19 protein-coding genes and 1 pseudogene are annotated in these 20,190 nt (G+C 70.2%); 8 read left to right on the top strand and 12 right to left on the bottom strand.

Going from position 1 to position 20,190, the window contains the following annotated elements; translation table 11 throughout:
- Nucleotides 1-170 precede the first annotated feature (170 nt).
- Nucleotides 171-695 (bottom strand): hypothetical protein, encoded by a 525-nt coding sequence (locus HDC37_RS15090; protein WP_179561204.1) that lies wholly within the window; start codon nt 693-695, stop codon nt 171-173.
- A gap of 194 nt (nt 696-889) precedes the next feature.
- Here HDC37_RS15090 and HDC37_RS15085 point away from each other — a divergent pair, with 194 nt between their 5' ends.
- Entirely contained in the window at nt 890-1,579 is a 690-nt protein-coding gene (locus HDC37_RS15085) for a nucleotidyltransferase domain-containing protein (RefSeq protein WP_179561203.1), read from the top strand.
- A 47-nt stretch (nt 1,580-1,626) separates the two neighbouring features.
- On the top strand, nt 1,627-3,066 hold the full coding sequence (locus HDC37_RS15080) for a hypothetical protein (RefSeq protein WP_179561202.1): 1,440 nt from the start codon (nt 1,627-1,629) through the stop codon (nt 3,064-3,066).
- A gap of 160 nt (nt 3,067-3,226) precedes the next feature.
- Here the strand turns inward: HDC37_RS15080 and HDC37_RS15075 are convergent, their stop codons facing one another.
- Nucleotides 3,227-3,622 carry a VOC family protein gene (locus HDC37_RS15075; protein ID WP_179561201.1) on the bottom strand — a complete coding sequence of 132 codons (396 nt, stop codon included), beginning with the start codon at nt 3,620-3,622 and terminating at the stop codon, nt 3,227-3,229.
- Nucleotides 3,623-4,003: 381 nt separating this feature from the next.
- On the opposite strand from HDC37_RS15075, the gene HDC37_RS15070 reads away from it, so the two are divergent.
- The gene (locus tag HDC37_RS15070; protein ID WP_257021536.1) at nt 4,004-4,645 is read left to right on the top strand and encodes an N-acetyltransferase; all 642 of its coding nucleotides are present in this window, start codon (nt 4,004-4,006) and stop codon (nt 4,643-4,645) included.
- 187 nt (nt 4,646-4,832) lie between these two features.
- Here the strand turns inward: HDC37_RS15070 and HDC37_RS15065 are convergent, their stop codons facing one another.
- The 5 genes and pseudogenes from HDC37_RS15065 to allB all read right to left on the bottom strand — a co-directional run bounded on the left by HDC37_RS15065 (nt 4,833) and on the right by allB (nt 11,182).
- The gene (locus HDC37_RS15065; RefSeq protein ID WP_308472240.1) at nt 4,833-6,095 is read right to left on the bottom strand and encodes an allantoate amidohydrolase; all 1,263 of its coding nucleotides are present in this window, start codon (nt 6,093-6,095) and stop codon (nt 4,833-4,835) included.
- Complete coding sequence (locus tag HDC37_RS15060) at nt 6,077-7,330, bottom strand: alanine--glyoxylate aminotransferase family protein (protein ID WP_179561200.1); 1,254 nt, start codon at nt 7,328-7,330, stop codon at nt 6,077-6,079. The genes HDC37_RS15065 and HDC37_RS15060 overlap by 19 nt, the downstream gene beginning before the upstream one ends.
- A gap of 28 nt (nt 7,331-7,358) precedes the next feature.
- Complete coding sequence (locus HDC37_RS16940) at nt 7,359-8,723, bottom strand: amidase family protein (RefSeq protein ID WP_308472250.1); 1,365 nt, start codon at nt 8,721-8,723, stop codon at nt 7,359-7,361.
- Nucleotides 8,712-9,806, bottom strand: a pseudogene (locus HDC37_RS17335) (acetamidase/formamidase family protein); the annotation flags it as partial. The gene HDC37_RS16940 and the pseudogene HDC37_RS17335, both read right to left, overlap by 12 nt.
- A complete protein-coding gene (allB, locus tag HDC37_RS15050) occupies nt 9,806-11,182 on the bottom strand; it encodes an allantoinase AllB (RefSeq protein WP_179561199.1) in 1,377 nt (458 codons plus the stop codon). The pseudogene HDC37_RS17335 and the gene allB, both read right to left, overlap by 1 nt.
- A gap of 171 nt (nt 11,183-11,353) precedes the next feature.
- Between allB and uraD the strand changes: the two genes are divergently transcribed.
- Genes uraD through hpxO form a run of 3 tightly spaced genes read left to right on the top strand, consistent with a single transcriptional unit; the run spans nt 11,354 to nt 13,406 of the window.
- Nucleotides 11,354-11,869 carry a 2-oxo-4-hydroxy-4-carboxy-5-ureidoimidazoline decarboxylase gene (gene uraD / locus HDC37_RS15045; protein WP_179561198.1) on the top strand — a complete coding sequence of 172 codons (516 nt, stop codon included), beginning with the start codon at nt 11,354-11,356 and terminating at the stop codon, nt 11,867-11,869.
- Nucleotides 11,870-11,873: 4 nt separating this feature from the next.
- Entirely contained in the window at nt 11,874-12,209 is a 336-nt protein-coding gene (gene uraH / locus HDC37_RS15040; RefSeq protein ID WP_179561197.1) for a hydroxyisourate hydrolase, read from the top strand.
- Between the two features lie 3 nt (nt 12,210-12,212).
- Nucleotides 12,213-13,406: an FAD-dependent urate hydroxylase HpxO gene (gene hpxO, locus HDC37_RS15035; RefSeq protein WP_179561196.1), complete on the top strand. Its 1,194-nt coding sequence runs from the start codon at nt 12,213-12,215 to the stop codon at nt 13,404-13,406.
- A 273-nt stretch (nt 13,407-13,679) separates the two neighbouring features.
- Here the strand turns inward: hpxO and HDC37_RS15030 are convergent, their stop codons facing one another.
- The 5 genes from HDC37_RS15030 to HDC37_RS15010 form a co-directional block, all read right to left on the bottom strand.
- A complete protein-coding gene (locus HDC37_RS15030; RefSeq protein ID WP_179561195.1) occupies nt 13,680-13,898 on the bottom strand; it encodes an SCO4848 family membrane protein in 219 nt (72 codons plus the stop codon).
- Nucleotides 13,899-14,021: 123 nt separating this feature from the next.
- Nucleotides 14,022-15,248 (bottom strand): DUF6596 domain-containing protein, encoded by a 1,227-nt coding sequence (locus tag HDC37_RS15025; protein ID WP_308472239.1) that lies wholly within the window; start codon nt 15,246-15,248, stop codon nt 14,022-14,024.
- The gene (locus tag HDC37_RS15020; protein ID WP_179561194.1) at nt 15,245-15,622 is read right to left on the bottom strand and encodes a YciI family protein; all 378 of its coding nucleotides are present in this window, start codon (nt 15,620-15,622) and stop codon (nt 15,245-15,247) included. Before HDC37_RS15020 ends, HDC37_RS15025 begins: the two co-directional genes overlap by 4 nt.
- Before the next feature lie 245 nt (nt 15,623-15,867).
- On the bottom strand, nt 15,868-16,668 hold the full coding sequence (locus tag HDC37_RS15015) for a MerR family transcriptional regulator (protein ID WP_179561193.1): 801 nt from the start codon (nt 16,666-16,668) through the stop codon (nt 15,868-15,870).
- 67 nt (nt 16,669-16,735) lie between these two features.
- A complete protein-coding gene (locus HDC37_RS15010; protein ID WP_179561192.1) occupies nt 16,736-17,269 on the bottom strand; it encodes an adenine phosphoribosyltransferase in 534 nt (177 codons plus the stop codon).
- 67 nt (nt 17,270-17,336) lie between these two features.
- Here HDC37_RS15010 and HDC37_RS15005 point away from each other — a divergent pair, with 67 nt between their 5' ends.
- Both HDC37_RS15005 and HDC37_RS15000 read left to right on the top strand, forming a co-directional pair.
- The gene (locus tag HDC37_RS15005; RefSeq protein WP_179561191.1) at nt 17,337-19,019 is read left to right on the top strand and encodes a glycoside hydrolase family 13 protein; all 1,683 of its coding nucleotides are present in this window, start codon (nt 17,337-17,339) and stop codon (nt 19,017-19,019) included.
- Nucleotides 19,020-19,057: 38 nt separating this feature from the next.
- Complete coding sequence (locus HDC37_RS15000) at nt 19,058-20,074, top strand: LacI family DNA-binding transcriptional regulator (protein WP_179561190.1); 1,017 nt, start codon at nt 19,058-19,060, stop codon at nt 20,072-20,074.
- Nucleotides 20,075-20,190: the final 116 nt, after the last annotated feature.

Raw genomic sequence — 20,190 nt, 5'->3', positions numbered from 1 at the left:
CCGGTGCGCCTCGGGCCGAGCGGCCTCGTGTCACGGTGCCGGAGTTCGCGGCGCAGGTTCAGCGCGCTTCGCGAGTGTGGCTGCACGATTCGTGGTCGACTTGCGAGCGCAGCCCGACTCATGATGAACATTGCCGCCCGCGCCAGAGCATCGAGGCGTATGGTCGACACTCACCCCAACGGCCGGAGGGTGACGGCGGCCGTAGCGGGGTAGACAAGGTCCGCGCTGCCGTCCTCTCTTACCGTCAGTGTGAACTCGCCGAGGCGGGCCACGCCGTGCTGGCGCTCGCCGGTGGGTTCTTCAAACAGCACGTCGCTGCCGTCGAGATCGCGGAGCTGGATGGTGGACTGTGGGTTCCGCCGGCGCTTCAGCTGTGACGTCTGCCCGACCAGGTAACTGAGTCGCGGGTCTACATAGGTGTCGAACCTCACACGGGTGACTTTCCGGGTCTTCCCTTCCGGAGTCGCGGTCGTTGGATGAGCCTCGGCAACCGCCCACGCGCCGATGATCCTGTCGTCGAACACGGAGACGATGACGCTGACGCGCTCGGCCTTTGTCCTATCCATCGCCCACGCGTTGCTCGCCGCTTCTTGCCGGCTGCGCGCGCCTCCGGCGCGGATCTCCAACTCGCTCTGGCGGGGCCAAACGAAGAGTACAAGATCGGTGGGCTCGTATATTTTGAGGTTTTCTGTCATAATTAGAAGTATGCGATACTTGCACGTTTCGCGCAATACCTCCATTTATGCTCATTGAGCAGCCGCATCACTCGGCAGCGGGCGGGTGACCTGACCTTCACGACGGCTGCTTGATGATCGGCGCGCGAAACCCCGTTGATCACCGCACGGGAGCCGGTCCGTCTGCGGACGCGTTGCGCTCGTACGATCGGGAGATGCAGCAGATCGATGTGGTCAAGCGGTTCATTTCGGACCGATTCCCAGGCGCGCGCGTAGCGGTGATAGCCGGCAGCACGGCTAGAGGCAATCGCACTCAGACGAGCGACATCGATCTGCTTCTTATCGGCGACGACATGCTCGCCGCCGACACGTCCAGCCTCGCCGCTACATTCGCGTTCGAAGGTGAGATCTTCGAAGTGTTCGCCTACAACTCGAGCGGATTCGAGCAGTGGGCGCATAAGGGTCTCAGCGATTACCGGCCCGTCATTATCCATATGCTCCTCGAAGGCATCCCGGTCCGCGGGGCAATCGAATTGGCCGCGCTGAAGGACAGGTGGCGAACGATCTTCGACGAAGGCCCTGTTGTGCCCCCGCACGAGCTGGACCTGCGCCGGTACGCCATTACGGATCTCATCGACGACCTGAGAGACGCGACCGACCCGCTGGAGCGATATGTCGTCGCGTCCGCGCTGTTTGAGCGCACAGCGGAACTCATGCTGCTCACCGAAGGCCACTGGATCGGTGCCGGCAAGTATTTGCCACGACGCCTTCGCGCCCTAAGTGAGGAACGAGCAGACTTGCTCGCCCGTCCACTGATCCATGGCGACCTGATGGTATTTGCTGACCGTGCCGAGGACGAACTCCGTCGCGCCGGCGGGAGAGTTCAAGCGGGACTCGTTCGTTAGCCGGTCCACCTCAGGGCAGTGTCAGCGCTCGCGATTAATGTGAGCGAATGCCGTTCGAGCGTCCCTCGCCCCGCTACGACGAGTTCCGCCAAGCGGTCCGCCGGTTTCCTCCGTCGCGATTCCTCCCTGCCCTTGCAGCCCACACGGCCGCGCTCGACCCCATGATTAGCGGTCGCGAGTTCCGGAACGACGGTCGTTGGCCGTGGGCGGCCTCGGCGATGGCGCGCGAGTCCGTGCTGTACTCGAACGAGCACCGCCACGGCGGCACGCCAACTGAGCGAGACTTCGCGAAGCTCTACAACTGCTTCAACGACGCGTATGAACCCGAGAACGATCCAAGCCTCTCGGACATCATGACGCCGCTGACTTACGAGCAGTTCTTTTACGGTGAATCAGAGTTCGAGGAACTGTCGCGCGTATGGGCGCTTTTCGGCGATCCGACCCTCGGCAGCCCGATCGCCTGGGACGAGGTATTCGGGATGGAGCTCGGCGAAGCAGCTCGTGCATCGCTCATCCTCCACGCCTGGGTGACACATAACGGTGGATTCATCGATTACGGCCTCATGGACGCGCCTCACATGCAGGACATGTATCGCGAGATCGTCCCGCGTGTCCACCTCGAGATGATGATGCGCCACCTCACGACGACCGTCAATGGGGCGCGAGCGCTGAACGCTGCAGCGCCTGCGGTCGCAAGGAACCGACAACGTTTCGCGTTCAATCCGTTCGTCGCCAAGCCTCTAGTCGACCTTGGAACGAACGGGGTCTGGGCACCGCAGAGCATGCTCGTGTCTCGCGCAATCTTCCCTTCCAATCTGTATTACGTCGGGATGAAGGAGTGGGGTCTAGATTTCGCCCAGAATCTCGGTGCGCGGGTTGAGCAGTACGTCGGCCGGCAGCTCCGCTTGATCGCCGGCGATCATGTCGAAGGCGAGATCACCTACGGACGTGGCGACAAATCCGTGGACTGGATATGGGTTACGGACAAGGCCGTAGTGCTCGTCGAGTGCAAGAGCGCCAGGATGACGCTCGGCGCTAGAGCTGCGGATCCATCACTCGGCGATGTGGTTTCGCGGTCCGTTGGTAAGGCACGTTCGCAGATCGATCGCAGCGCAGGCTGCATCCGAAACCAGCATCCGGCGTTCGCGCACATTCCGGCCGAGCTGCCGATCATCGGACTGATCGTGACGGCCGAGCCGTTCTATCTCAGCAATGCGGGAATCCTTCCAGAGTATGGCGCGAAGGGAAAATTCCCTGCCCAGGTAGTTTCCCTACGCGAACTGGAGCATTTCGTGAATCTCGACGACGCGGAAGGTATCGATGTTCTGCTGGAGATCATCGCGGACCCTGAGAAGCGGACGTGGTCTCTAGCCACTGCGATGAAAGGCAAGCGGGAGCCGAGCAAGAACCCGATTCTCGAGAAGGCGTGGAACCACTACCGTTACCTCAATGAGAGAGGACCGGGCGTCGAAGTGGCGGTCGACTAGCGCATAGTAGTCAGGCACTTCGCATGCGACGGTCGCCCCCCTGCAAAGAGGCACACACCCGCGAGTCCGGTGAACGGTAGTCGGTCGTTGAACGGACATCGCAGCGAGTCTGGGCCGGGGTGTCAGGCGATGGTGACTCCACCTGGACGCACCTCGAAGGTCATTCGTCGGCCTCGACGGCGATGGTGTTGCCGTCCGGGTCGGCGATCCAGAAGATGCGCCCGCCGCCCGCTCGCGGCGCGACGCCTCGCTCATCCTGCCCCAGACCGTCGTACCGAGGGACCTCCGCTCCAGCCTGTATGAGTTCGTTGAGGACAAAGTCGAGGTCGTCGACGTACCAGGTCGCGACAGTTGACTTCGCTCCGCCGGCGGTCGGTGTCTCGAAGACGTTGAGCATCGTCCCGCCCGCTCGGTAGGTGCGGCCCCCGCCTTCGATGCCAGCGCTCGGACCCTCGCCCGCCTTCTCGAGCCCGAGGATGCCCTCGTAGAAGTTGACCGCGCGATGGATGTCTGTCACGCCGATTGACGCGCGCACGGGGAAGTCGCTGAGGCCCATACGCGACACGTTAGTCCTCGACGAGCCCCACGAGAGCCCGTCAGTCCGCTAGCGAGGCCCCGCTCATTGTGGAGCGGGCTGCGTGAGGGCCCGCAGCGCTAGGGCGACCTGCAGCGCGACCTTGGAGCAGGAGCCAAAATGCTCGCCACGCGCCTGCGCGAGGCGATCACCGTGCTCGGACGGTGGGCAGCCGAGGAACTGTAGGCCGCTCCATGAACCGCCGCGTGACCAGCGTCTGGTGAGCAGCGGCTATCCCGGTCCGCGTGCGGACTTTCGACGGGAGAATCCGCATCCGCCCCTGTCGGGGGGAGTGACAATTGACGGATGTCGCGACGCAAGGACGGGAGACCGCGGTCGGTAACCACTGCCGCAGGCCAGCGCATGGGCGAGACGCTGAGCGGATCCGGGGGAGGGAGCACCGAACGCTTGTCGCTGGGCGACCCTCGGCGCAGCATCCCTCCCAGGCTGGAAACGGACGAGTTCTTCCTGCGACCGATCCTGGCCGCGGACGCGGCGCGTGATCATGAGGCGGTCATGGAGACGCGAGTCGACCTGCGCATATGGGAGCAGTCCTCCTGGCCCGCCGACGACTTCACCGTTGACGCGAACCGTCAAGACCTCGCCGATCTCGAACAACGTCACCAGGAGCGGCGCGCATTCACCTACACGGTGCTCACTCCCGACGGCGCCAGCTGTCTGGGCTGCGTCTACATTTTCCCCACCACCGCGACCTTCCTCACAAAAGCCACGGTCACTCCCGTCACGGAAGAAGCTCAGTGGGAGGAGATCGACGCCGTGGTCTACTTCTGGGTCCGACAATCGCGGATCGCATCCGACATGGACGTGCGACTCCTGGCCGCGATCAAAACCTGGCTCGACGAGACCTGGGCGCTCACACGGACCGTGTTCGTGACCAACCAACAGTTCGAGCGACAAGTTGATCTCCTCGACTCCGCCGGACTACAGGTCATGTTCGAGCTCCGCGAACCGGGCAAGCCGGGAACATATCTCGTCTATGCATGAGGATCAGCTCGAGTGGCCCGCCGTAGGCGCATGCGAACGCGATCGGGTGAGGGAAGCCCGATGGCCAGAGCGATGGTGCACCGGGTACGTCAACGATTCGCGTATGACCCGCCCGCTGAAATGCTCGACGATGGCGCCTCATCCGCGACAAGCAGGGAAACGGAATGAGCCGCTGACCGCGAGCCGATCATGCGACCGCCCGGGCCCGCACCGCCGCGGCCAGCGCACGGATGCCGAGGTCGACGTCACTCGCCGACACCGCCTCGTCGGGGTGGTGGCTGATGCCGTCCGGGTTTCGCAGAAAGAGCATGCCCACGCCCGTCACCGCGGCGAGGGCCATGCCATCGTGGCCTGCCCGACTGAAGAGCATCGGCGCCTCGCCCAAACGGGGAGGTAACGCCGACCGGACCCCCTCGCCGACGACATCCTGGAGCAGCGGATCGCAGAACACCGCTGACGCCTCGTGCACCTCCCGCGCCGACCACGTCAGGCCCCGGCGCGCCGTGACAGCGGCGACCTCGTCCTGGATCACCCGCCACACCCGGTCGCGATCGCCGTCGAACTCGCCTCGCAGGTCGAGCGACAGGTGCGCGTCGCCGGGCACGACGTTGATCGCGCCGGGGTGGATCTGCAGCTCCCCGACCGTGCCGACGATGTGGTGCTCGGCACGGCACACGCGCTCCACGGCGAGCGCGATCTCCGCGGCACCGAGAAGCGCATCGCGCCGTCGGTCGTAGGGGGTGCCCCCGGCGTGCCGGGCCTCGCCGGCGATGTCGAGCCGGAACCGCCGCGCCGACGCGATCGACGACACCACGGCCAACGGTTCGTCGCCCTCGTCGAGCTCGGGGCCCTGCTCGATGTGCGCCTCGAGGTAGCCGACGAGCTCGCCTGACGAGCGCGCGGCGTCGCCGATGCGCCCGGGGTCGAGACCGAAGTCGAGGAACGCTTCGCGCAGGGTCGTGCCCGCGGCATCCCGCAGCTCCCACCACGCCGGGTCCCACACGCCCGCAGCCGCCGACGACCCGAGCAGCGCCCTGCCGAACCTGGTGCCCTCCTCGTCCCAGAACGCCACGACCTCGAGCGCGAACGGCAGCGTCTCCGCGCGCAGCGCGCGCACCACCTCGATCGCCATGAGCACGCCGGCGATCCCGTCGTACCGGCCCGCGTCGGGCACGGTGTCGAGGTGCGATCCGAGCACCAGCGCCGGCGCCTCTCCCGCCGCCGGCCCCGCCCGGCCGATGAGGTTGCCCGCGGCATCCTGCCTCGTCGTCATCCCCGCTTCGCGCATCCACTCCGCCACCAGCCGGTTCACCCGCGCGTGCTCTGGCGAGAGGTACACCCGCTCGATGGCGCCCTCGGTGCTGCTGATGCGCGCGAGCTCGTCGCAGCGCGTCATCACCCGCTCGGCCGGCGTCATCGCCCCCGCGCGCGTCACGCGTGCGCGGTCCACACGGTCTCCCCCGCACCGCGGAAGACGTCGGTCGCCGCCTCGACCCCGCCCCCGGCGGGCATCGCCACCCCGTGGCGAGACAGCACCGCCTCGAGCGCGGCCAGTGTCACTAGCACCGCGTCCTCACGCGCGTTGTAGCCCATCGTGCCGATCCGCCACACCCGTCCGTGGAGCGGCCCGAACGACGTGCCGATCTCGATGCCGAAGTCCTCGAGCAGGTCGCTGCGCACCGCATCGCCGACCACCCCGTCGGGGATCTCCACGGCCACGACGTTCGTCATCTTGTGCGTGACGTCGCCGAACACCGCAAGGCCCAGACCGCGCACGCCGGCGAGCATCGCCGCGCCCGCGCGCGCGTGCCGCGCGAGCACGTTGTCGGCGCCCTCTTCGAGCAGCAGCCGCGCGCACTCGCGCGCGCCGTAGAGCATCGACGTCGCCTCGGTGTGGTGGTTCAGGCGCCTCGGGCCCCAGTAGTCGAGGATCATGCCGAGATCGAAGTAGTTCGAGCGGATGAAATCGGATGCCGCCTCGTCGCCCTCCTCGCGAATGCCGGCCTCGATGCGCTTCCGCGACCGGATGATCTCCACCGCCCGGTCGGACAGCGTCACCGGCGCCGACCCCGAAGGGCCGCCGAGGCACTTCTGCAGGCCCGCGGTCGCGGCATCCAATCCCCACCCGTCGGCCTCGAACGGGTTGCCGCCGAGCGAGGCGGTGGCATCGGTGTAGAACAGCACCCCGTGTCGGGCGCAGATCTCGCCGACGCCGGCGAGCGGCTGGTTCATCGTCGTGGAGGTGTCGCCCTGCACGAGCGCGAGGAGGGTCGGGCGCACCCGGACCACGGCCTCCTCGATCACCGAGTCGGGGAACACCTGCCCCCACTCGGTCTCGATCGTGTGCACCTCGGCGAGCGCGCGCTCGGCGATCTCGGCCAGCAGATGCCCGAACCGCCCGAAGATCGGAACGAGCACGCGATCCCCGGGGCGGATCAGCGAGACCAGCACCGCCTCGATCCCGGCCCGCGAGGTGCCGTCGACGAGCACGGTTGCCTCGTTGCGGGTGCGCCACACCTGCCGGTACAGGCCTTGCGTCTCGGACATCGTCGCGGTCATGAACGGGTCGTACTGCCCGACCAGCGGCGCCGACATCGCCGTCAGCACGCCGGGGTACGCCGAGATGGGGCCGGGGCCCATGAGGAGGCGCGGGGGCGGGGCGATGGGGCCGGGGAGGTGGGTCATGAGGCGTCCTGTGTTGCGGGCGGGGTGGTCATTCGCGCACCGCCTCGGCGAGGCGGCGGGCGAGGCGGACGAGGGCGACATCGGTGCCGGCGCGCGAGATGAGGCAGGCCCCGACGGGCGCGGGGGCGCCGCCCGCGGCGGGCACTCGAAGGAGCGGCACCGACAGCGACGGCAGGCCCGCGACCGCGGCGGGTGTCGTCATGCGGAGAGTCGCGGTGCGCGCCGCGTCGATGTCGGCGCCCGCGGCGGTGCGCCGCGGCGCTGGGCCGGGCACGGTCGGCATGAGCAGCACCGCATCGGCGGTGAGCGCCTGCAGGCGCGCGGCGAAAGGGGCGAGGTCGCGGCGGGCGTCGTCCTCTTCTTCCGAGGTGATTACGGATGCCGCGCGGAAACGCTCCGCGACGGCCGGCCCGAGAGCACCCGGGTGCTTCTCGACCCACTCCCCGTGGTTCCGCCACGCCTCGGCGCCCTGCACCGTGCGGAAGGGGACGAGGTAGTCGCCGAGGTCGCCGATCGAGACGGTGTCGACCTCCGCAGTATCCGACTCCTGCAGCCGTGCGACGAGCGCCTCGAAAGCCGCGCGGGCTTGAGGCTCGGCGGCGGCGAGCACCTCGTCGGGGACGAGGAAGCGCCAGGCCAGGTCGTCGTCGGAGGCGCCGAAGACGTTCTCGGTCGACTCCGACGAGTCGTAGCTCAGGCACCAGTCGGCGACGCGCTGCAGGGTCTCGCCGTCGCGCGCGAGCCACCCGACGGTGTCGAACGACTGCGCGAGGGGCACGAGGCCCTGCCGCGGCACGAGGCCGTGCGTGGTGCGCAGGCCCCAGAGCCCCTGGTACGACGCGGGCACGCGGATCGACCCGGCCGTGTCGGTGGCCAGGCCCACCTCGGCGTGGCCGAGGGCGACCGCGGCGGCGGGTCCGCTCGACGAGCCGCCGGGGAGCGCGCCGGGAGCCGCGGGGTTCGGCGGGGTGCCGTAGTGGACGTTGTCGCCGGCGATGCTGTACGCGAACTCGTCGGTGCGGGCGATGCCGCGGAGCGATGCTCCGCCGCGGAGCAGGTCGGCGACCGCCGGGGCGGTGGTCTTCTCGGGCCGGGCCTCGTCGAGGAAGGCGGGGTTTCCCGCACCGATGCGGTACCCCGCGATGGCGAAGAGGTCTTTGACCGCGACGGTGAGTCCTGCGAGCGGTCCCTCCCACGCGCCCTGCCACAGCGGGTCGCCGACGGTGCGCCAGACGGTGCGGTCGAAGGGGGCGGGGTCCGCCGCGGAACTCGATCCGGGGCCGCCTCCGGCCGCGGGAGCGGTACTCGATCCGGGGCCGTCTCCGGCCGCGGGGGCGGCGATCTCGTGCGGCGCCGGGCCGGCGGCATCCGTCCGTCCTTCGAAATCCGACACCCGGATGCGCGCGTGCACGCCGCAGACGATGTCGACCACCTGCGAGATGTTGAAGTCGGTCGCGGCGCTGAGGTAGGCGTAGGCGAGGTGCTCGGCCATGCCGTACCGCGCCTCGAGGAGGGTGAGCGCGGCGCGCACGCACCGGCGCATCGCCTCGTTCAGATCGGGGTCGAGGCCTGTGGGCACGAGGTACTCCGGCGTCCGCACGAGCGGGCCTGCCAGCTCGCCGAACTCGGCGAGCGCCTGCGCGCGCGGGATCACGTCGAAGCGGAGCGTCGCACGCAGCGACGCCTCGAGTGCGGTCAGCGCGACCTCGCCGTCGCCCTGCGCGAAGTGGGGGTCGCCGACGTAGGCGAGGGCCCCCTCCACCTGGACGGGAAGGTACAGCGCCGTCCCCTCGACGAGGAGGTTGATGTCGATGTTGCCGCCGTGCGGTCCGGGCGGCACCGAGTGGGGGCGCTCGGAGCCCGCGACGGCGACGCCCATCGTGCCGAGGAACGGCGCGAGGGGGAAGGACACCACCCGCTCACCGTCGTCGACGATCGGCAGCAGCCCGAAGAGCCGGCCGTCGCGCCGCTCGACCGGGGTGAAGACGCTCACGTGCCAGTCCCCCCGCGGCAGCTCTCCGACCAGCGCGCCCTTGCCGTGCCGGTTCGAGATGACGCCGTAGGGCACGCGCGGCGCGAGCTTCTCGACCGTGATGCGCAGCACATCGCCCAGTTCGGCGCCCTCGACGAAGACCGGTCCGGTCACGACGTGCGGGCCGTCGGTCGCCGGATCGCGCGACAGCTGCGCGGCGATCGCGATCGCGTCTTCGAGCACGGCGTCGGGCGCGACGCCGTGACCGCTGAAGTAGCCCAGCGGGTCTTTGCCGTGGTCTTCGAGGATCCCCTCGTGGCTGACCGTGTCGATCGTGACCGACTGCCCCGAGCGGATGCGAAGCACCGGGGCATCCGCCTTGCACGGGAGACGCCCCCACAGCACCGTCTCGGGCGTCGCGCGCAGATAGTGGTCGCCGGGGATCGCGCCGACGCCCGGCTGCAGGATGGGCGTCACCGGGGGCATGCCCTCATCCCACCCCATCAGCCCGCCTCCCGCGAGAGCAGACGGCCGCCGGGAGATCCGCGGAACTCGGGCGCCTCACCCGGGCCGCCCTCGGTCACATCGAACACCGACCGGCCGTGCAGCCATGTTCGTCGCACCCGGCCGCGCAGCACGCGGTTCTCATACGCCGTGATGGGGTTCTTGTGCAGCAGCTGCGCGGCTCTGATCGGGTACGGGTCGTCGGTGCCGAAGACCGTCAGGTGCGCCGGCGCGCCGGGTTCGATGACACCGGCCTCGAGGCCGGCGATCCGCGCCGGCCCGGTCGTGTAGAGCGGGATGACGCGGTCCAGCGCGATCCCGCGGGCGCGCGCCTCGGTCCACACCGCCGAGAGCCCGACCTGCAGGCCCGAGATCCCGCCCCAGGCGAGCCCGAAGTCGCCGCCACCGCTGCGTTTGAGGTCGAGCGTGGAGGGCGAGTGGTCGCTGACGATCGCGTCGATCGTGCCGTCGACGATCCCCTCCCACAGCCGGTCGCGGTTCGAAGCGTTACGGATCGGCGGACAGCACTTGAACTCCGCCGACCCGGAGGGGATCTCCTCGGCGGCGATCGTGAGGTAGTGCGGGCAGGTCTCGACCGTCAGGTCGACGCCCTCGGCCTTCGCGCGACGGATCGCGGGGAGCGAGCCCGCGTCACTCAGGTGCAGGATGTGCGCGCGGGCGCCGGAGCGTCGGGCCTCGGCGATGACCGCGTCGATCGCCGACGCCTCGCTCTCGGCAGGGCGTGAGGCCAGGAACGCCGCGTAGTCGCGGCCGAGCGGGCCGTCGTCGTGCAGCAGCGCGGGGTCTTCGGCGTGCACGATCAGGCGCGAGCCGAGAGCGGCGATCTCGTCCATCGCCGCTGCGAGCTGGGCACGATCGAGGTGTCCGAACTCGGGCACCCCCGACGGGGAGAGGAAGCACTTGAATCCGTACACGCCCGCGTCGTGGAGCGGGCGGAGCCGCCCGAGGTTCTCGGGCACCGCTCCTCCCCAGAACCCCACGTCGATGTAGGCCGAGGGTGCGGCCGCCGCCTGCTTCACGGCGAGTGCCTCGGCGGTCGTCGTCGGCGGGAGGGAGTTCAGCGGCATGTCGACGATCGTCGTCACCCCGCCGGCGGCGGCGGCGAGGGTCGCCGAGCGGAACCCCTCCCATTCGGTGCGGCCGGGTTCGTTCACGTGCACATGGGAATCGACGAGACCCGGCAGCAGCACCGCGTCATCCGGAACGATCTGCGCGCCGCGCGCGCTCCCTGACGGGTCGTCGACACGCGTGATCACCCCGTCGGCGAACTCGATGTCGGCGGGAACGAACCGGCCGCCGACCCACGCGCGCGCCGCGCGGATCACGCCGCTGGCGGCGCTTCGCGGGTAGGCCATCGGCGCTCCTTCGTCGGTTCCGCCGCGCGGCGGATGCCCCATCCTCCCTCCGCCGCGTTTCGGCGGTGTGAACGGGAGCGCGGCAACGCGATGTTTACACGAGGGAAACCGAAACGTGCCGGCGCGCTTCGTAGCGTGGGCCTCCAGCAGCACCCCCGCGGGAGGACCGTCATGCGCATCGGCGACTTCAACGCCCTCGACGAGGGCGAAGCGCGTGATCTGGTGAGCCTGTGGGCGGCGATCCCGCGGTGGGTGTCTGCGGTGGTCGGCGGGCGTCCGTACCCGACCCGTGAGGCGCTGGAAGAGACGGCCGCCGCCGAGGCCGCGACGTGGAACGCCGCCGATCTCGACCAGGCGCTGGCGCAGCATCCGCGTATCGGGGAGCGCGCGACCGGCGATGACGCTTCCGCGACCGCGTCGCGCCGCGAGCAGGCCGCGATGACGGATGCCGCCTCCGACGTCGCCCAGCGGATCGCCACCGGCAACACCCGTTACGAGGCGCGCTTCGGTCGGGTCTTCCTCATCCGGGCCCGCGGGCGCTCGGCCGAGGAGATGCTCGCCGAGCTCGAGCGGCGCCTGGCGAACACCCCCGAGTCGGAGGTCGCCGAGGCGGCGAGCCAGCTGTGCGAGATCGCCCTCGGCCGGCTGCGTGAGACCGTGTCGGCGGATCGCGTGGCGACAGGATGATGCCATGACCAGCCAGCTCACCACCCACGTCCTCGATGCCTCCACCGGCTTCCCCGCGAGCGGGGTCGCCGTCGTCCTGTCGAAGATGGGCGACGAACCCCGCGTGGTGCAGATCGCGTCGGGCGAGACCGACCTCGACGGGCGCCTCAGCCTCGGACCCGAGCTCCTCGACGCGGGCACCCATGTGCTGACCTTCGCCACGGGCGCGTACTACGCGGGCCTCGGTGTCGACACCTTCTATCCATCGGTGACGGTGACCTTCCGTGTCACCGACGACACGCACCTGCACGTGCCGCTGCTGCTGAGCCCCTTCTCCTACTCCACCTACCGAGGGAGCTGATTCGTGAAGGTCGTGATCATCGGAGCCGGGATCGGGGGCACGAGCGCAGGGATCGCGCTCGCCCGGCACGGCCATGACGTGGTGATCTACGACCGGATGCAACAGAACCGACCTGTCGGCGCCGCCTTGTCCCTGTGGTCGAACGGCGTAAAAGTGCTCAACTGGCTGGGCCTCGGCAACGAGGTCGCCCGCCTCGGCGGCCGGATGGACCACATGGCCTACCACGACGGCCACACCGGCGATCAGCTGTGCCGGTTCAGCCTCGAGCCGGTGACCGCGCACACCGGCCAGCGGCCCTACCCGGTGTCGCGCGCCGAGCTGCAGGCGCTCCTCATGGACACGTTCGGGCTCGACCGGATCCACCTCGGGTGCGAGCTCGTCGGCATTCGCGAGGAGGGCGAGAAGGTGATCGCGGTCTTCGCCGACGGGTCGACCGACACCGCCGACCTGCTGATCGGCGCCGACGGCGCCCGCTCGATCACCCGCGACTGGATCACCCGGGCCGACGAGGGCGGCTTCCGCGTCGAGCGGCGGTACTCGGGGTACACGAATTTCAACGGTCTCGTGGACGCGTCACCATCGATCGCGCCGCTCGACCAGTGGACGACGTGGGTCGCCGAGGGAAAGCGCGCTGCGGTGATGCCCGTCGCCGATGACCGCTTCTACTTCTGGTTCGACATCCCGCAGCCGGCGGGGCTCCCCTACGACCGGGAAGACGGCGTGGCACCCCTCGAGGCCGCGTTCGGGCACTGGTCGCCCGAGGTGCGGCGGCTGATCAGCGGCATCCGTCCTTCGGAGTCTTTGAACCGCGTGGAGATCTGGGACATCGATCCGCTGCACACCTGGACGCGCGGGCGCGTGGCGATCCTCGGCGACGCGGCCCACAACACCGCGCCCGACATCGGGCAGGGCGCGTGCTCGGCGCTCGAAGACAGCTTCGCGCTGGCGATCAGCCTCACCACGCACACCGTGGGGGTCGAGGACTCGCTCCGCCGCTACGAGAAGATGCGCACCGAGCGCGCGGGAGAGCTGGTGCTGCGCGCGCGCAAGCGCGGCGAAGAGACCCACGGCTACGACCCGTCGATCACCGCCGCCTGGTACGAGAGCCTGCGGGGCACCGACGGGACCGCGATCATCCGCGGCATCATCGGCAACATCGAGGGGAGCCCCATCAACCTCGGCGTGGGGCTGCTGTAGGCCTTTCGCGCTGCGACCTCCTCTTCCCCTCCAGCCCCCCCCACCTCTGCCTCGGCCCACCTCTGCCTCGGCTGTCTCAGAAACGGCGAACTGCGAGGCGTCCGGGCGGCGTCTTCTGAGACACCCAGCGCGCGGATGTCGCACAAGGTGCCGTGCTCCGGGCAGGAGACCGCACATTGTGCGACACGCGAGAGACCGTGTGAGCAGTCCTCGCGGCTGAGCCTGCGCCCCGCCGCGGCACCGAGGCGGGGCGGGCCCGCGGGGGCCTCCGGGTCAGGCGGTGACGAGAAGCGCGATTCCGGCCGCGACGCTCACGGCCGCCAGCACCAGGGCGAGGGTGATCAACACGACGTGCACGCGGTAGAACGCGGTGCGGCGCCCGTCGGCTCCGCGGGCGCGGGGGTCGTTCGCGATGCGCGGGTAGAAGCGCGGCCAGACGACCGCATTGAAGAGGGCGTTGGCGAAGAGGACGACCGCCGCGAACACGAGCACGTTCCGATCGTAGGACGGATGCCGCGGGCCGGCCCCCGCCGCGCCCCCGGTCGTTGCGCGAGCGGCGCGCGTCGACACGCGGCGCTGTCCGGTGGCGCTTCGTCTCGTCGCTCCGCTCCTCGCTCAACGACCAGGCGTTCGCTCCACGGATTCCGCGCCGCGCAGGAACCAGCGTCGCTCTGCGCCGTTCCGGGTCAACCCCGCCGCGCGCTCGTACGCCTCCCGCGCCTCGTTGAGGCGGCCCGCCCGATCGAGGAGGTGAGCCCGCACCGCCGCGACGCGGAGCGGCGAGGCCGCGCCCTCCCACTCCGCGACGATCCGGAGCCCAGCGTCCGGACCGAGCACCTCCCCCAGGGCGACAGCACGCCCGAGCTCACTCACTGGACCGGGATCGAGCCGGCAGAGCACCTCGTACAGTCCGAGGATCTGTCGCCAGTCGGTGTCGTCTGCCGTCGCCGCCTCGGCGTGCACGGCGGCGATCGCCGCGCGCACCTGGTAGCGCCCCGCGCGTTTCTGCGTCAGCGCCTCGGTGAGGAGCGCGACGCCCTCGACGATAAGGTCGGCGCGCCATCGCGAGCGGTCCTGGAGCGCGAGCGGGACGAGCACGCCCTCGCCGTCCACACGCGCGGGCGCGCGGGCATCCGTGAGAAGCATCAGTGCCATGAGCCCCATCGCCTCGGGACGCCACGAGTCATCCGCGCGGCTGAGCGAGACGAGCACCCGGGTCAGTCGCAGAGCCTCGGCACCGAGGAGCGGCCGGGTGATGTCGTCACCCTCCACCGCAGAATGCGCCTCGGTGTGGATGAGGCTCAGCACGTCGAGCAGCACCGGGATCCGGTCGGCGAGCTCACCTCCCGCCTCGAGCGGAACGCCGCGTAGCGCCGCCTTCGCCCGCGAGATCCGCTGCGCGATGGCGGGCTCGGCGGCCAGCAGGCCGCGCGCGATCTCGCGGGTGGTGAGCCCGCCGACGCAGCGGAGCGTGAGCGCCATCTGCGACGCCGGTGAGAGCGACGGGTGACAGCACAGCAGGAACAGACGGAGGGTGTCGTCCACATCGGACGCCACGGCACCGTCGGGCTCCTCGCGGGTCGACCTCTCCTCGCGCGCCCGCCGCGCGGCATCCGATCTGACCGCATCGACGTACCGGCGCGACGCCACCGACACCAGCCACGCGGCCGGGTTGTCGGGGATCCCCTCGCGCGGCCACTGGGTCCACGCGGCCACGAGCGCCTCCTGCACCGCATCCTCCGCGTCGTCGAAGGCGCCCGTGCGGCGCACCATCACGGCGAGCGCGCGCGGGGCCGCCGACCGCACCGCGGCGGTCAGCGCCCCGAGCGGCGGCGGGTTCACGTGTTCGCAGCGAAGTCCGCGTCGGTCCAGATGCGGGCGATCCTCATGCCGCCCGGAACGACCGCCTCGGGGAAGCGGGCGGCGATCTCGGCGGCACGGGCCTCGTCGGCGACATCCACGAGGTAGAAGCCCGACACCACCTCGGTCAGTTCCGGCAGGGGCGCGTCGGTGACGACCGGCCCGTCGGCTCCCCGCGTGACCTGCTTCTGGGCTTCGGTGTCGAGAGCCTCGGACGAGACCAGTTCGCCCGTGGCCTCGAGATCGGACACGACGTCCCAGTAGATCTGGAACGCCGCCGCGCGCTCCTCGTCGCTCATTCTCGCGAACAGGTCGATCACGGCCGGGCTGTTGTAAATCAGGATCAGGTACTGCATCGGAACTCCTTCGCTTCCGGCCGCCGCGCGCGGCCCTCTCAGTGTGTCGGAGCCGGGTGCCGTTTCTCGACACCCTTTCGCGCACTGCGCGCCGCCGCCGACGAGCGCCGCCGCCGGGCGCGAACGCCACACCGCGCGTTTCGTCTCGTCGCTGCGCTCCTCGCTCAACGACCGGTGAGCGCCCGCCCCCCGGTCGTTGAGCGAGCGCAGCGAGTCGGAACGGCGCCGTGGGGCGAGCCGGGCGCTCAGGCGACCTGCTGCTGCAGGTCTACGACCCAGCGGGTGCCGCCCGGGTCCATCGGCGTTTCCAGGTAGACCTCGCGGGCGGGACCCGCGGGCGTGAGCCCTCGGCGGTCGATCTCGGCGACGAGGTCTTGCCACGCACGCTGGATGCCCAGCAGGTCGTCGGCCTCGTACCGCCCGGTGAGGGCACGGGATGCCGCGGGCACGGTCGCCTTCTCGAGCCCCGGCGGGGTCGCCGCATCCCCGATCTGCTCGGCCGCGGCGGCGATCATGCCGTCGCCGTCGGTCGTGTAGATCGCAACCCCGGGGCCGACGTGCGCCGCCCCGGCGGCGGCGATCGCCTCATTGACTCGCGTGAACATGTAGCCGATCTCGGCCTCGATCTGCGACATCTCCTCGATGCGTGCTGTCTGCTGCACAACGTGCAGTTCGGGCAGGGCGGTTTCGATGTATTCCGTCATGGGAATCTCCTTCTGGATGACGCGGAGACGCGCCTCGACGGCGGCGAGCCGGTGCCGGTCTGCGGCGATCTGCGACCTGAGCTCTTCGCGCCGCTCGCGCAGGAGGAGCGCGACGTCCTCCTGCGAGAGGCCGCCGTCCAGCATCCGTCCGACCTGCTCGAGGGTGAACCCGAGATCTTTCAGGGCGACGATGCGGTTGGCGCGTTCGAGCTGACCGACGCCGTAGGAGCGGTAGCCGCTCCAGGGGTCGACGCGCTCGGGGGTGAGGAGACCGAGGTGGTCGTAGTGGCGCAGCATCCGGACCGACACTCCGGCCAGCCGGGCGAATTCTCCGATGCTCAACATGGTGATTCCACGACAGAGCCTGACACCGTGTCAGGGTCAAGCGCCAGGGTGCGGGTTCTTCGCGTCAGGCCCGGAAGAGAGCGTGGATGTCGGGTTCGACGCGGCTCAGCACCTCCCGGCCGCCGAGCGCCTCGAGCTCGAGAAGCACCGCGGTGCCGGTGACCTGTGCGCCGACCGCGGCGAACAGTTCGTGGGCGGCGGCGAGGGTGCCGCCGGTGGCGAGCACGTCGTCGACGAGGAGCACGCGAGCGCCGCGGGGCAGGTCGTCGTGCACCTCGATCGTGGCCTGGCCGTATTCGAGTGCGTAGCCGACCGCGGCCGCAGGACGCGGGAGCTTCCCCGCCTTTCGCACCGGGACCACGCCGGTGTCGGCGGCGATCGCGGCGGCGGCGGCGAGGAGGAATCCGCGCGCCTCGACGCCGGCGACCACGTCGAACGCGCCTGCGAAGGGGGCGATGAGCGCTTCGGTCACCGCGCGGAGCGCGGCAGCGTCCGCGAGCAACGGCGTGATGTCACGGAACTGAATCCCCGGCGACGGGTAGTCGGGGATGACCGTGATCAGCGATTCCGCACGGGAGAGGGGGCCGGAGGCGTTCACCCCGCCACCCTAGCCGCGGCCCGCAACATACTCAGGAAAATGTAAGCGCTTGCAGTATTGTGAGCGCATGACTTCGCCCGAAACGGTCACATCCCCCGCCGACCGCACCTCCACCCCCGGTTCCGAGTGGTGGCGCACCGCCGTCATCTACCAGATCTACCCGCGCTCCTTCGCCGACACCTCCGGTGACGGCATCGGCGACCTCCCCGGCGTCACCGCCCACCTCGACGACCTCGCCGAGCTCGGTGTCGACGCGATCTGGCTCTCCCCCTTCATGCGCAGCCCCCAGAAGGACGCCGGCTACGACGTCGCCGACTACTGCGACGTCGACCCGCTGTTCGGCACGCTCGCCGACTTCGACGACATGCTCGAGGGCGCGCACGCCCGCGGCATCCGGGTCATCGTCGACCTCGTTCCCAACCACTCCTCCGACCAGCACGAGTGGTTCCAGCAGGCTCTGGCCGCCGCACCCGGCAGCCCCGAGCGCGGTCGCTACATCTTCCGCGAGGGTCGCGGCATCGACGGGGACGTGCCCCCGAACAACTGGGAGTCGGTCTTCGGCGGTCCGGCCTGGACCCGCGTGACCGAGGCCGACGGCACGCCCGGCCAGTGGTACCTGCACCTGTTCGACACCTCGCAGCCCGACTTCGACTGGACCAACGAAGAGGTGCGCGAAGAGTTCCGCCGCATCCTGCGGTTCTGGCTCGACCGCGGTGTCGACGGGTTCCGCGTGGACGTCGCGCACGGACTGGTCAAGGCCGAGGGTCTTCCTGACTACACCCCGCCCTCCACCGCCGACTCGATGGGCGGCGGCGAGGTGGACGTGCCCTACTGGGGCCAGGAAGGTGTGCACGACGTCTACCGCGACTGGAACGCCCTTCTCGCCGAGTACGAGGGCGACCGCGTGCTCGCCGCCGAGGCGTGGCTGCCCACCGCCGACAAGACCGCGCTCTGGGTCCGCGAGGACGAGATGCACCAGGCCTTCAACTTCCCCTACCTGTCGACGCCGTGGAACGCGACCGAGCTGCGCGGGGTCATCGCCGAATCGCTCCGCGCCTTCCCGGGGGTCGGCGCGCCGAGCACCTGGGTGCTCTCCAACCACGACGTCGTGCGTCACGCGTCGCGCCTCGCGCTGACGGCCGAGAACCCGCAGGGACACGGGATCGGTCCCGACTCCCCCGGCAAGCCGATTGCGGATGTCGGACTGCGCCGTGCCCGCGCCGCGACGACCGTCATGCTGGCCCTCCCCGGTTCGTCGTACCTGTTCCAGGGTGAGGAGCTCGGCCTTCCCGAGGTCGTCGACCTGCCCGATGACGCCCGCCAGGACCCCACCTGGTTCCGCACGGGCGGCGAGCGCTACGGCCGCGACGGCTGCCGTGTACCGCTCCCGTGGGAGAGCGACGCCCCCGCCTTCGGCTTCAGCCCGAACGGCGAGGCCTGGCTGCCCCAGCCGGCCGACTGGGCGGGTGTCGCCCGTGACGTCCAGCGTGCCGACGGCGCGTCGACGCTGTCGCTGTACCGGAGCCTGCTCAGCGAGCGCCGCACGCACCAGCTTGGCGCCGGGAGCCTCGAGTGGCTCGACGGATTCGGCGACGACGTGGTGGCCTTCCGCAACGGCTCGGTGCGGGTGATCGCCAACCTCGGCACGGCTCCGGTGGATCTGCCCGTCGGCGATGTGCTCGTGGCCAGCGGGCCGGTCGACGGCCGCACCCTGCCGGTCGACACCGCCGTCTGGCTCACCGAGGACTGAGACGCGGCGGCTCGAGCGCGCGGGAACCGAGGGACGACGTGGTCAGCATCGATGAGGTGGCACGCCTCGCCGGCGTGTCCACCGCCACGGTCTCCCGCGCGCTGAGCGGCCGCGGCCATGTCTCGGCGACGGCCAAGATGAGGGTCGAGGATGCCGCGAAGAGCCTCGGCTACGTGGTGTCGGCGTCGGCATCGAGCCTCGCCTCGGGCCGACGCCGCAACATCGGCGTGCTCGTGCCGTTCCTCGACCGCTGGTTCTTCAGCACCGTGCTGAGCGGCATCTCGACCTCGCTCATGCGCCGCGGGTACGACATCACGCTGTACAGCCTCACGAACGACGCCGCCGAGCGGCACGCCATCTTCGAGACGTTCCTGCGCCGCCAGCGGGTGGACGGGGTGATCGCGATCTCGCTCGAGCTCGGCGAGGACGAGCTCGAGCGGCTGCGCCAGCTCGACCTGCCCGTCATCGCGATCGGTGGGCCCAGCCCCAGGTTGGACACCCTGACGATGGATGACGTCGCCGTGGCCCGGCTCGCGACCGAGCACCTTCTCGCGCTCGGCCACCGCGACATCGCCCACATCGGCGCGAGCCCCGAGTTCGACGTCGATTTCCACGTGCCGACACAGCGGCGGCAGGGGTTCGAGCAGGCGCTGGCCGACGCCGGGTTCCCCGCGCGGCCCGCGCTCTACGAGCCCGCCGACTTCACGATCGAGGGCGGCTTCCGCGCCGCCAAGCAGCTGCTCGGGCGCCCCGGCGAGCGTCCGACGGCGATCTTCGCCGCCTCCGACGAGATGGCGATCGGCGCGCTGCTGGCCGCACGCGAGCTCGGTTACCGCGTACCGGAAGACCTGTCGATCATCGGGATCGACGGGCACGAGCTCGGCGAGTTCTTCCGGCTCTCCACTGTCGACCAGTTCCCCCTCGGTCAGGGTGAGCGGGCCGCGGACGCGATCCTCGCCGAGATCGATGCGGTCGCCCCCATCGAGGAGCGCCCGTCGCGGCGCCTGCCGTACGAGCTGATCGTGCGCGGTTCCACCGCGCGCGCGGCGGGCTGACTCGCCCGCGCTCAGCCCTGGCGGCAAGGCGCCGTCGCGCTCAGCCCTGCCGGGGCTGACCTCGACGCCGGCCCGGGACCAGGAGATGTGCGGCGAATCAGGACGATCCAGGCGAC

This window comes from Microbacterium sp. AK009, from assembly GCF_013410955.1.
Taxonomy (GTDB): domain Bacteria; phylum Actinomycetota; class Actinomycetes; order Actinomycetales; family Microbacteriaceae; genus Microbacterium.
The sequence above is the reverse complement of the archived record's forward strand: the minus strand, read 5'-3'. Positions and strand labels throughout refer to the sequence as shown.